14 protein-coding genes are annotated in these 12,154 nt (G+C 38.7%); all 14 read right to left on the reverse strand.

Annotated elements, in window-relative coordinates:
• Nucleotides 1–19: 19 nt before the first annotated feature.
• Nucleotides 20–961, reverse strand: coding sequence for a transketolase family protein (locus tag ACAN52_RS02255; RefSeq protein WP_378951564.1), 942 nt, complete (start codon nucleotides 959–961; stop codon nucleotides 20–22).
• A gap of 2 nt (nucleotides 962–963) precedes the next feature.
• Nucleotides 964–1,794, reverse strand: coding sequence for a transketolase (locus ACAN52_RS02260; RefSeq protein WP_378951567.1), 831 nt, complete (start codon nucleotides 1,792–1,794; stop codon nucleotides 964–966).
• Nucleotides 1,795–1,927: 133 nt separating this feature from the next.
• Nucleotides 1,928–2,896 carry an ATP-dependent 6-phosphofructokinase gene (locus tag ACAN52_RS02265; protein ID WP_378951570.1) on the reverse strand — a complete coding sequence of 323 codons (969 nt, stop codon included), beginning with the start codon at nucleotides 2,894–2,896 and terminating at the stop codon, nucleotides 1,928–1,930.
• Between the two features lie 199 nt (nucleotides 2,897–3,095).
• A complete protein-coding gene (locus ACAN52_RS02270) occupies nucleotides 3,096–4,184 on the reverse strand; it encodes a DUF362 domain-containing protein (protein WP_378951573.1) in 1,089 nt (362 codons plus the stop codon).
• Between the two features lie 125 nt (nucleotides 4,185–4,309).
• The gene (locus ACAN52_RS02275) at nucleotides 4,310–5,014 is read right to left on the reverse strand and encodes a FadR/GntR family transcriptional regulator (protein ID WP_378951576.1); all 705 of its coding nucleotides are present in this window, start codon (nucleotides 5,012–5,014) and stop codon (nucleotides 4,310–4,312) included.
• 152 nt (nucleotides 5,015–5,166) lie between these two features.
• Nucleotides 5,167–5,634 carry a PaaI family thioesterase gene (locus ACAN52_RS02280; protein ID WP_378951579.1) on the reverse strand — a complete coding sequence of 156 codons (468 nt, stop codon included), beginning with the start codon at nucleotides 5,632–5,634 and terminating at the stop codon, nucleotides 5,167–5,169.
• A 39-nt stretch (nucleotides 5,635–5,673) separates the two neighbouring features.
• Nucleotides 5,674–5,958: a hypothetical protein gene (locus ACAN52_RS02285; protein WP_378951582.1), complete on the reverse strand. Its 285-nt coding sequence runs from the start codon at nucleotides 5,956–5,958 to the stop codon at nucleotides 5,674–5,676.
• A gap of 113 nt (nucleotides 5,959–6,071) precedes the next feature.
• On the reverse strand, nucleotides 6,072–7,559 hold the full coding sequence (locus ACAN52_RS02290; RefSeq protein WP_378951585.1) for a DASS family sodium-coupled anion symporter: 1,488 nt from the start codon (nucleotides 7,557–7,559) through the stop codon (nucleotides 6,072–6,074).
• A gap of 14 nt (nucleotides 7,560–7,573) precedes the next feature.
• On the reverse strand, nucleotides 7,574–8,101 hold the full coding sequence (locus ACAN52_RS02295; RefSeq protein ID WP_378951588.1) for a 2-oxoacid:acceptor oxidoreductase family protein: 528 nt from the start codon (nucleotides 8,099–8,101) through the stop codon (nucleotides 7,574–7,576).
• Nucleotide 8,102: 1 nt separating this feature from the next.
• On the reverse strand, nucleotides 8,103–8,924 hold the full coding sequence (locus ACAN52_RS02300; RefSeq protein WP_378951591.1) for a 2-oxoacid:ferredoxin oxidoreductase subunit beta: 822 nt from the start codon (nucleotides 8,922–8,924) through the stop codon (nucleotides 8,103–8,105).
• Entirely contained in the window at nucleotides 8,912–10,066 is a 1,155-nt protein-coding gene (locus ACAN52_RS02305) for a 2-oxoacid:acceptor oxidoreductase subunit alpha (protein ID WP_378951594.1), read from the reverse strand. Before ACAN52_RS02305 ends, ACAN52_RS02300 begins: the two co-directional genes overlap by 13 nt.
• Nucleotides 10,067–10,081: 15 nt before the next feature.
• Nucleotides 10,082–10,264: a 4Fe-4S binding protein gene (locus tag ACAN52_RS02310; protein WP_378951597.1), complete on the reverse strand. Its 183-nt coding sequence runs from the start codon at nucleotides 10,262–10,264 to the stop codon at nucleotides 10,082–10,084.
• A 196-nt stretch (nucleotides 10,265–10,460) separates the two neighbouring features.
• On the reverse strand, nucleotides 10,461–11,609 hold the full coding sequence (locus ACAN52_RS02315) for an iron-containing alcohol dehydrogenase (protein ID WP_378951600.1): 1,149 nt from the start codon (nucleotides 11,607–11,609) through the stop codon (nucleotides 10,461–10,463).
• Between the two features lie 191 nt (nucleotides 11,610–11,800).
• Nucleotides 11,801–12,061, reverse strand: a complete 261-nt coding sequence (locus tag ACAN52_RS02320; protein WP_378951603.1) for a hypothetical protein — start codon at nucleotides 12,059–12,061, stop codon at nucleotides 11,801–11,803.
• Nucleotides 12,062–12,154 lie beyond the last annotated feature (93 nt).

Raw genomic sequence — 12,154 nt, forward strand, 5'->3', positions numbered from 1 at the left:
CTACTCGAAAAAGTTTTATTTATTTTCTTGCTAGGGCTCTTTGGGCTGCCAATACAATATCTTTGGCAACAAGATTATACTTAACGACCAACTCTTCAGGTGTACCACTCTCACCAAAGGTATCTTGAATACCGACCATTTCAACGGGTACAGGCTTATTTCTTACCAACACTTCAGCGACAGCACTGCCCAATCCTCCAGCAACTTGATGTTCTTCTGCAGTGACAATTGCTTGAGTTTCTTGAGCAGCTTGTAGTATAGCAGCTTCATCTAAGGGCTTTATCGTATGCATATTGATCACCCTAGCTGAAATACCCAAAATTGCTAACTGTTCATGAGCTAAAAGAGCTTCATAAACAATTGGACCACAAGCAATAATCGTTACATCTGTGCCATCTTTCAGCACATTAGCCTTACCGATTTCAAAAGAATCTTTTTCTTCAGTAAAGACAGGAGTTGCTTCTCTAGCAAAACGCAAATAGCAAGGTCCCTTTACGCCAGCAGCTGCAATGGTCGCTTTCTTGGCCTCAACAGCATCACACGGAACAATCACTTGCATATGAGGCAATACTCTCATAAGAGCAATATCTTCCAAAGCTTGATGAGTAGCACCATCAGGACCAACAGAAATACCACCATGAGCACCAGCAATCTTTACATTAAGATCAGAATAGCAAATCGTAGTCCTAATTTGATCCCATGCTCTACCTGTGACAAAGACACCATAAGTAGTGGCAAAAGGTACTTTCCCCCCTAAAGACAGGCCTGCAGCAGTACCAAGCATATCTTGCTCGGAAATTCCAAGATCAAAAAACCTTTCAGGGAATTTATCAGCAAACCAATCCGATCGTGTTGATTTTGCCAAATCAGCATCTAATACAACAACTTCAGAGTTTGTTGCTCCGAGTTCAACAAGTCCATGACCATAGCCATCTCTATTTGGTAACATTTTAACGCTCATTGTTAATTCCCCTTTCCATAAATATCAGCTAGTGCTGTTTGAAGCTCTTCTTTATTGCAAGATTTTCCATGCCACCCTGCTACATTTTCCATAAAAGAGCAGCCTTTGCCTTTGACAGTATGAGCGATGATTACACTTGGTTTGCCTTTCATTTGCTTTGCTTCTTCATATGCCGCAAGGACCTGAGAAAGATCATGTCCATCAATTTCGATGGTATGCCAATTAAAAGATTGCCACTTTTCAACTAAAGGCGCAATGCCCATAACAGATTCTACAGTACCATCAATTTGTAAATTATTATAATCAACTAGAGCACATACATTATCTAATTTGTAATGTGCAGCCGTCATGATTGCTTCCCATATCTGTCCTTCCTGTAATTCACCATCTCCCATAAGACAATAAATTCGAAAGTCTTGCTTATTCAGCTTAGCAGATAATGCTAGGCCATTAGAAACAGATAATCCTTGTCCTAACGAACCGCTGGAAACTTCAAGCCCTGGAAGCATCTTACTACTAGGATGACCTTGCAACCGAGAACCAAACTTACGCAAGGTTAGTAATTCCTCAACAGGAAAATATCCACTTCTAGCCATTACTGAATAGAGCACTGGGCAAACATGACCTTTTGATAAAATGAAACGATCACGTTCTGGCCATGCTAATTCTTGGGGCCGATGATTCATGACATTAAAGTACAAAGCAGCCATTAATTCCACAGCAGATAAACTTCCCCCTGGATGACCTGAACCAGCAGCTGCAGTCATTCTCACGATATCGGCTCGCACTTCTTTACAGATTTCCTTAAGTTCTTCTAAACTTTGATTATACAAAAACCTCAACCCCTCTCAATTTATATGCTAAATAATACTTATATTTTGTAACCTCCTACCAAACGAATCAAAATCGCTCTTCGGAAGAGATACACGCAGCAACATGTTAGCGTATAGAACTCATGTAATATTTCTATCCCATTCCCAAAATCATTGATAAATCATAGTCACGAACTTCAATTCCTGATTCAAAACCATCTTCCACTTCATAAGGTACTGTGAGCAAATTGCCCTTACGTAAGGCAACTAGAAAATTAATATGACCACTCAAAATAGTATCAATTGCCAAGGCTCCCATTTTGCTTCCCATAATATTATCTGTGGCTGATGGACAACCTCCCCGCTGAATGTAGCCTAATACAGTGACATGAACGGCAAGTTTTGTGCGGATAGCAATTTCTTCAGCAATATCAGGTCCTTTTCCAACGCCTTCAGCGACGATAATAATGCTATATAGTTTTCCTTGCTGAGAACGTTCTACTAAACTTTGGCAAATTAATTCCATATCCGTTGGTATTTCAGGCACTAAAATGGCTTCCGCACCAGAAGCCATGCCGGACATTAATGCTAAATGCCCAGAATTGCGGCCCATCACTTCAACAATCGCCACCTTACTATGAGATGCAATGGTATCTTGTATCTTTCGGACGGCCTCGAGTATTGTATTTAAAGCAGTATCAAAGCCTATACAGTATTCAGTACCAGGTATATCATTATCAATACTTGCTGGTATAAGGGCTGTGCCAATACCGACGCTTGCCAGTTTCTTAGCTCCCTGCAAGGACCCATCACCACCGACGACAACCACCATATCAATACCATGTTTTTTGATTTGCGCGACGGCCATTGAAAGCCCTTCTACCGTCTTAAACCCTTCACTTCGGGCAGTCTTAAGTATTGTTCCGCCTTGATTAATGACTCCAATGAGATCGTTAGACGACATCTCAATAAATTCTCCATTGATTAATCCTTCAAAACCATTTTGAACTCCTAGCATCTCAAATCCATGATACAGTCCTTTCCCCAATACCCCTCTTATCGCAGCATTCATGCCTGGTGCATCCCCACCGCTAGTTAAAATTGCGATTTTTTTCACTGTCATACTATCACTCCCCACGCATATTCTAAAACTTTTTTCTAGCATTTTATTTGTCATATAGCATCTATTTTTAACATTTGCTAACCAACTGTCTAGGTGATCGTACCACTAAGATCAAAAAATTATAGTTGAGTTTTACTATGATCTTATCCTGATCCTTTCAATTGATCAGAACAAGATCATAGAGTGCTCTAACATTACATTAGTTACGCTCCAATTCTTTTATAATATCAGCTGCTGTCGGTGGACACCCTGGTACAGATTGCATACATTTACTTGTACAACGGCCAATACCAATTCCTTGGAGTTCTTTTCCTTGAAAATCTTGTCCAATATAAATAGGTTTCTTAATCTTTTGCAACAGATCTCGTTCATCTAACCGTTGTAAGGCATGAACCAAACTACCATAACAAGCTGAACAGGCACTTTGCGCAATGACTTTTTTAGTCAGATAACGTACCTTATTGGAAGGTTTAAAATCACTACTTTTTTTGAGCTGTGCATCATATTCTTGAATCTTGGCCATAGCCAAATTACTAGAGCCGACTCCCATGTTCTCGGCAACGCCAATATATTCAATATCCTCTTTCGTATAGCCTAATAAAGATGCGGCATAGGTATCCATCAATACAGGATCTTTTCCCACGATGACTCGATCCATCTGCACTGGATTACCACCTTCTTCAAAAGTAAGATCACCGGCCATTCCATCAACAATAATAAGTCCCATAGGAATTGCCTTTGCTAAATAGCCAATTGGTTTCGTAAGGCCTAAGGCATGAAATCTTCTTTTTTCCTTATCAGGAATACAACCTTTTAAGTTCTTTAATGCACAGGTCATTAAAGTTTGGCAATGAGCTTTTAGTACTGGAATATTGATTAAAAAGTCTACCTGCAGTGGTTTCTTACAAACATGTAAATCAAGATCTCTCACTTTTTTGACGATAGAAGTATCCTCTTTCAAATCATAAAGAGGTACATTATACTTCTTGGCAATCTCTTCGTAACCGCACACTTTAAAAGCGCGTTTGGTATTATCTCCAACCCAAGATCCTTCCATAATACTAATATTCTTACACCCATGATTTTGCAAATACTGAATGACACCTTCGACGATGGAAGGAGAGGTTGTAGCTCCTTCTTTTGCTGGTTTAGCGACTACAAGATTTGGTTTTATGCCAATCTGCATATCCACATTCAGTTCTTTGATCAATTCAATTTTCTCGAGTATCTCATAAGTCATTTTACGGGAATCACTACCATAAATAACGTGTATTTCATTTTTATTCATTGTTATCCCCTTTTTTCTACTTTTAATATCCTTACATTTATTAGTGTTCCAGTGTTGCGGTGATCGTACCACTTGTGTTAAAAAAATAGGTTTGTATTTTTTAACAATAACCTATTTTCTTTGATTTATTCTTTTTGTAAAAAAGCACGCTCGATATTTTTAAGATGTGTAAGCATCTCATGAGTCGCCATTTTATGATCGCGACTCTTAATCGCATTAAAAATTGTCTCATGTTCTCTGTGATATTTTTCACCACGACCAATCACTTCTAAACTTCGTTCTTTCATGATGATCCATAACTGCTGACTCATTTGCTCGGTAATTTCAAGCATTGTCCGATATAAAATTTGATTATTGGCCCCGCGTGCAAATGCTAAATGTACATTTCGATCTAGATCAAATGCATGCCGTCCTTCTATTTCATTTTCTTTTAACGCTTCTAGAGCTTTTTCCATGTCTTGTATTTGTAGTTCTGTCGCTCTTTTGGCTGCAAGACTGACCAATTCAACTTCAATGACTCTTCGAGCTTCTAATAATTCAAAAGGATTAATTAAATCCTCATTATTTTTCGGAATGGTTGTTAAATGAGAAATGGCATCTTGTTTTACAAAAGTCCCTATACCATGCCTGACTTCTAACAGCCCAATGGCTTCTAAAACACTTAGTGCTTCCCGTAAGGATTGACGGCCTATATTGAGAGCTGAGGATAAACTTCGCTCTGAAGGAAGTCTCTCGCCTGGCTTTAATTCCCCTTGTTCAATGAGTTTACTAATCTGCTCTACAATCTCAGCATAGGTTTTGGTTTGCTTTACGGCTTGAAATTTCAGCACGATTCCCCCTTATTAAAAAAATCATACGGTAACACGGTCATCGTACCACTGATGTATATTTATTATTCGCAGTAAACTTCAAAATTCCTGCATGGGAACAATTTTTTTTCAGTATCGGAAAATATATTCTGCTCTTGGTCTTCATAAGAACGTTAACTCTTAGGGCAAGCCACGTTTTCATCATCCTTATCCTTCATTTCTTCAAATTCTCCCATGACAAAAAAAGTCCCTCGACTTGTCGCGAGCAAGTTATTTTCCCCATCTATAATTTTCCCCTCGGCAACCATTGTATTTTTCCCATTATGTATGACGTTACCAATTCCGATAATGGCAGCTTGAGGTGCTGCCGCTTTAATAAAATTGATATTCATTTCTAAGGTGACTACTTTTTTGCCAAGTGTCGCACATGCCACCCCCATAATTGTATCAGCTAATGAAGCTAATGCACCACCATGGGCAATCTGATACAAATTCGTATGTTTATTCTCAATGATTGGCATACTCAGTTCAGTATACCCTGCATCTAATTTTACAATGCTCATATCCAATAACTTTACATATGGATTTTGTTCATAAATAACTGATAAATGCTTCGTCAACCATTCTACCTTATTTTCCACTTATAAAATCCCCCTAATTGCAAATAACACTTCTACATCTTATTGACTTACAACTCGAACAAAATTTACTGCAAAACTTTCTTTGATGGCAGGCAAAAAACGACTCATAATAATCGACCGATACATTTCTTTTTTTGTAATCATCAATACTTGATCATTTACCTTTCGTACAGAAAGGAGGGAATTAATGTACTTTTCAAACTCATCCTTTCCTATCACGACCTGCAAGGTCACTAAGGCAGAAGACAGCTCAGGTGCTTCTTTCTCAATACGCTCCATTAGTGGAGTAAAAGGGACTGTATACCTTGTTGCTACCAATGACATGTGCCATCCTCCTTAGAGATTATCTGTATATAATGATTATACTTGAGGGATTGTCTTTAGGCAAAAATTAAAATAAGAGAAACAGGGCCGTACTGGTCCTGCTTCTCTTATTCTTATACAATACCAAGCCACTTCCAATAGGTAGCTCCAAGGAACAAAATCGCAAGATAACCGATAATTGTCAAGGGAATACCCGTTTTGATAAAATCTCGTACTTCAAAAGTCTCTGTCCCATACGCAATCATATTTTGTGGTGCATTCACTGGAAGAATAAAACCAAAACTGACCACATATTGAAGTACCATAGTCATTCCAATCACGTTAATTCCCTCAGTTTGTACCCCTTGAAGAATACTAATGAGAATAGGAATCATAGCGGCAGCCAATGCAGTTGCACTTGCAAATCCTAAGTGAATAACAATGAGGAAGGCCGACAAGATTGCAAGAATGGTCAGAGCTGGCAAAGTTTGGAGTCCGAATGTAGTAACAATAATTTTAGATAACCATACTGCTGCTTTAGTTGATAAAATAGCCGATCCTAAACTAATTCCAACACCAAATAAGATCAGAGTACCCCAAGGAATTTTCGCTTGTGCATCCTTCCAAGTCATAACTCCGATACCTGGTAGCAATAGTAAGGAAATTGCAGCAATGGTTGTGGAAGACGTATCAAATGGATGAACAATTTTTTCTGTAGCCCAAAAGAAAAGGAGCACAAGAGAAATCGACAATAATTTCTTTTCGTCAGAACGCATGGGACCAAGGTCGGCCATCGCTTTAGCAATCGCCTCTTTTCCTCCAGCTATTTCATCGACCTCAGGTGGCATTAATTTTAGCAACAAATAATATAAAACAATGGACATGATGACAGCATAAGGAGCCGCCGCAATAAACCAATCCATCCATGTAATCGTTTTACCTAACATCTTTTCAATAAAACCAAGGGCGATCATATTTTGTGCGGCAGCTGTTTTGATACCGACATTCCATATGCTATCAGCCTGGGCAGTCGCAATCATCATAATCGCTGCAAAACGACTTTTCTTTTGAACGCCGAAAGCAGCGATAATTCCCATTACGATCGGTACCATACAAGATACCCGCGCCGTAGTACTTGGAACAAAAAAGCTTAAGATAAAGCCCACCAAAATAACTCCTGCAAGAACCCGATTTGTACGGGCACCGACTTTAGATAATACAACAAGAGCAATTCGTTTATCAAGTCCAGTATGAGTCATAGCCGCTGCTAAAAATAAAGCTCCACCGACTAATGCTAATGCCGTATTACTAAATCCACCAAGAGCAATGGTTAAAGCTTTCGATGTTCCAAGAAGTTCTGTAGGCTTAGCTACATCTGGCGAAATCCCAAGGAGAAAAGCAATCAATGTCATAATTACAGCAGCACTCACAGGGTAGGAGATTGCTTCCGTCATCCAAACGATGACGGAAAACACCAGAATACCTAACATCCGATGACCAGCGATCGGTAGTCCTTCAGGGGTTGGAATCGCGATAATCGCCAAAAGAACAAGTAAAGCACCAATAAGTCCATAGCGTTTTACAAAAGGCTCTCTAGTGGTTAACGAAACAACCTTCTCCACGTGTCATCTCCCCTTTATTTTGTGATCAATGACATTCCAGCCTCAAGAGCACGTTTATTAACCTCTTCTGTTCCAGCTGGTACACGAGCAAGAACGGCTTTTGTAATCGCTTCAACACTAACAACTTTTGTTAAAGCAACAATTGCACCAAGGGCTACGATATTAGCAAACAATGCTTTTCCTAGCTCTTTTTGAGCAATTTCTGTAATTGGGAAATGATGTACATTCGTAAATTTTTCAGGTACATCCTTTACAAAAGTAGTATCGATGATCAGTATTTTATCCGTTGCCAAATCTCCTGAGTATTTAACCAACGCTTCCTGAGTCATGGCCAATACTAGGTTTGGCTTTGTGACTTTAGGAAAATGAATGACATTTTCGGAAATTAGGACTTCGGATTTACTGGAACCACCTCTAGCCTCTGGACCATAGGATTGAGACTGAATAGCCAATTTACCATCTAAAAGAGCTGCTTCAGCCAAGATAATACCACCTAAAATAAGTCCCTGTCCGCCAGATCCGGAAAGACGCATTTCAAACATATTATTTGCCTCCTTTCTGGGCTTTGGCAATGATTGTATCATATTGCTCTGTATACTCCGGTGCCTCTTCTTGATGAAGTACACCAATCAGGAATTTTCCAGCTTTTTGTTCAGGAGTTAAGCGTGCAGCAGCTTCTACTGTTACTGCATGATCTCTTTGAGATTTAAGCATATCTGATGCACGACCCATTTTATTTTGACGTCCATAGGAAGTCGGACATTGAGTCATGGCTTCAACGAGTGAAAAACCTTTATGTGCAATGCCTTTTGCAATGACATCTGTTAAGAGTTGAGTATGGAAAGCAGTGGAACGAGCGACGAAAGTTGCTCCAGCACCTTTTGCAAGTTCGGTGATATCAAAATTGCGTTCCATTGTACCAAAAGGCGCAGTAGATGCTTTATGGTCTACTGGTGTAAGAGGAGAATACTGACCGCCAGTCATTCCATAAATATTGTTATTATATAAAATCATTGTTAAATTGATATTTCGTCTAGCAGCATGGATAAAATGATTACCTCCGATAGCAGTTGCATCACCATCACCAGTAATAACAATGACGTTGAGCTCTGGATCAGCAAGCTTAATACCTGTAGCAACAGGCAGTGCACGGCCATGAGCAGAATGAACAGTATCAAAATTCAGGTAACCAGAAGCTCGTGAAGAGCAACCAATACCAGAAACAATAACAGTTTTATCATGATCAAGTTGTAATTTATCAATGGCTTTTACGATTGACATCGTAACAACACCATGACCACAACCTGGACACCAGATATGAGGTAATTTAGTCGAACGATAATATTTTTCAATTAGTTTTTGCATGGTTCTGTGACCTCCACATTGATAATAGCCTCTAGCATTTCATCTGGTGTGATGGCATCATTGTTATATTTAGCGAGAAGCTGTACGGGAACCTTGCCTTCTACCACTCTTTTCACTTCGCCTACTAATTGACCACAGTTCATCTCAGCAACAATGATGTGCTTGACTTTTGTAGCAAGTTTGGCAATTTGTTCATCAGCAAAAGGCCAAATAGTAATTGGACGGAACATACCAACCTTGATGCCTTGGGCGCGAGCCATATCAATCGCAGCATACGCTGTACGAGCAGTTCCGCCATAAGCGACTACTGCAATATCAGCATCTTCTAGGCGATATTCTTCATACATCATAATATCATCCAAATGATCTGTAATTTTAGCATTTAAACGATCCATTAATGTTTGTGTTGTATTTGAAGATCCATTAGGAAAACCAGTTTCATCATGAACAAGACCAGTTACATGCCAATGATATCCGGTACCAAAAGTAGCCATCGGCGGAACACCATCTTCATCTGCCTTATAAGGTTTATACTCTTCCTTAGGAACTGTAGGCAGCTTGCGCTGTGGCTGAACAATTTCATCATAAGAATCAGGTAATTCGATACGTTCACGCATATGCCCGATAATTTCATCCATCAACAAAATAACTGGCATACGATATTTTTCTGACAGCTCATAAGCTTTGATGGTGAGAGAGAAACATTCTGGAACACTCGCTGGCGTTAAGGCAATAATCGGATGGTCACCATGAGTTCCCCAACGAGCTTGCATGACATCACCTTGAGAAGGTGAAGTTGGTTGCCCAGTACTTGGACCTACACGTTGAACAGTTGCTAATACTAATGGAATTTCAGTAATCACAGCATAACCTAGTAGTTCTTGTTTCAAAGAAAAACCAGGACCACTTGTAGCTGTCATTACTTTTTTACCAGTTAGGGATGCACCAATAATCGCGCCAATCCCTGCAATTTCGTCTTCCATCTGAATGAATTTACCACCGATTTGTGGTAAGCGTTTTGCCATAAATTCAGCAATTTCTGTAGATGGGGTGATTGGATAACCACCAAAGAATTTCACGCCTGCCGCAATAGCACCTTCGGCGCAAGCTTGATTACCTTGCATGAGTAGAACTCTTGACACGTAAACTTCACTCCTTTATTTTTCCACAAATATAGCATAATCAGGACAACGCATTTCACACTGTCCACATTTTATACATGCAGATTCATTAACCACTGTTATTTTGCCAACTTCATCGAGAGCTAAGACTTTTTTTGGACAGAAGTCAACACAAACACTACAGCCCTTACACTGTTTTACTTTTATGATAAGACTCATACTTTCACCTCCGATAATCATAAGTTGTTGGTAATTTGTAATTATTAAATTTAATAATATGTACTATTATGATACTTTTACTCGAAAAAGGCTACTAAAATCATGAAAAATGTAAAAATAACCTTCTAAGAGTGTATGATTATACTAATAAATAAGGACTTACATGATCGAATTATGGTAAATCTCAATTATTATTTTAGTCTTTAACTAAAATTCCTGCAAAGATTTGACGCAATAAAACTGCCATTTCTTCTCGACTAATTGGTACAGGATTTCCTACAGTGGGTCCTTTTAAGGAATTGTCAACCAATTGTTCAAAATCCCTCTCAAATTGTTCTGCTGTAATCCCTGCTTCCTGTAGACTAACGGGTATATTTAATAATTTTTTCAACTCAACAATTGAAGAAATGAAATCGACTTTACCGACTTTACGAGCTAGATCATTCAGTCGCGTCAGCATTCTCTGATCATGTTCTACATCAAACTGCAATGCATAAGGTAACACAATCGCATTAAGTAATCCATGACCCATATTATATTTACCACCTAAGGCATGAGCAATACCATGCACCATACCAAGACCAGAATTAGCAAAGGCAATACCTGCTAAGCATTGATAAGAATGTACTTTCTCGCGGCTTTCCACTGTATTGTCCCTATAAGAGACAGGTAAATATTCAAAAATCCCTTCAATCGCTCCCACTGCTAACGCTGTAGTAAATTCATCTGCATTTTTATTAAGATAGCATTCCACAGCATGAGTCATAGCATCCATACCCGTTTCTGCTACAAATTTTGAGGGCATTGACATAGTAATTAGCGGATCAAGTATGGCAATATCAGGAATAAAATAATTTGTTTTTAAGCCAATTTTTAAATCTTGTTCTTTAAAGGTAACAACAGCCGATTTCGTGACCTCACTTCCTGTTCCAGAAGTAGAAGGAATTGCCACGAGCGTTACACCACGTCGTTTTGTTGGCAACTCAATATCCTGAATGGTATCAAATGTGATTTCTGGATATTCATATAGCAGTGTCATAATCTTCGTTGCATCAAGGGCTGAGCCACCACCTACAGCTACAACTAAATCTGGAGTAAACTCCCGCATTTTTGCTAAACCATCCAATACAGTCTCTACATCAGGATTGCTTGCAATTCCAGAATAAATAAAAATTTCGCTCTTGGTGGCAGCAAGATTTTCTTGAATTTTTTCAATTGTACCATTTCTGAACATAGATGAACCACCAGTAGCAATAAAAACTCGGGTAGCAGGAATTTCCTTTAAAACGTCTAGAGAATTGCTCCCTGTATGGATATACTGGGCACCCAAAATAAGCTGTTTCAAACGAATAGCCTCCTTCATTTTTCTCAATACCTTTATTATTATAACATTATCCTCTTCTTTATGTTTACTCAAAGCATTTTTTACTTAGGATTCACAAATCTTTTTTACGTAGAAGAAAGATGCCTTTTTTGATATAAAGGCATCTTCATTATACATACTTTTTCTTGCTATATTTTATAATTTTTACATTTTTAAAAATCTAACGTCATATACTTCACTTTAACGCTTTGAATAGCAACAAGATCCTGCTCAAGTTCTTGCAAAATACTCTTCTCACAACAAAGCTGCAACAAAATAAGACCACTGGGTGAGCAAGAATCGATAGCCGCATCATGTAATCCCAGTCTTACTCGAATATGACAGCCATACTTAGTGAGTACATTTTGCACCTGAATAGCGGTTTCAACTCGTTGTTCCTGTAAAATGGCCATAATGATGGAATCATTGTTCATTCACAATCACCTCATCCTTTATTTTTTAAAATATACTGCCTTATACTTTCCATATCATGACCATAAATCCTGCTTTTTATAATTATTAATGAA

The sequence above is a fragment of the Pelosinus sp. sgz500959 genome, from assembly GCF_042610375.1.
In the GTDB taxonomy this organism is placed as follows: domain Bacteria; phylum Bacillota; class Negativicutes; order DSM-13327; family DSM-13327; genus CTSoil-075.

What these genes read in the sequence shown, in the direction of transcription:
- ACAN52_RS02255 (WP_378951564.1), bottom strand. Translation starts at nt 961, where the DNA reads ATGAGCGTTAAAATGTTACCAAATAGAGATGGCTATGGTCATGGACTT.
- ACAN52_RS02265 (WP_378951570.1), bottom strand. Translation starts at nt 2,896, where the DNA reads ATGACAGTGAAAAAAATCGCAATTTTAACTAGCGGTGGGGATGCACCA.
- ACAN52_RS02270 (WP_378951573.1), bottom strand. Translation starts at nt 4,184, where the DNA reads ATGAATAAAAATGAAATACACGTTATTTATGGTAGTGATTCCCGTAAA.
- ACAN52_RS02285 (WP_378951582.1), bottom strand. Translation starts at nt 5,958, where the DNA reads ATGTCATTGGTAGCAACAAGGTATACAGTCCCTTTTACTCCACTAATG.
- ACAN52_RS02295 (WP_378951588.1), bottom strand. Translation starts at nt 8,101, where the DNA reads ATGTTTGAAATGCGTCTTTCCGGATCTGGCGGACAGGGACTTATTTTA.
- ACAN52_RS02300 (WP_378951591.1), bottom strand. Translation starts at nt 8,924, where the DNA reads ATGCAAAAACTAATTGAAAAATATTATCGTTCGACTAAATTACCTCAT.
- ACAN52_RS02310 (WP_378951597.1), bottom strand. Translation starts at nt 10,264, where the DNA reads ATGAGTCTTATCATAAAAGTAAAACAGTGTAAGGGCTGTAGTGTTTGT.
- ACAN52_RS02320 (WP_378951603.1), bottom strand. Translation starts at nt 12,061, where the DNA reads ATGAACAATGATTCCATCATTATGGCCATTTTACAGGAACAACGAGTT.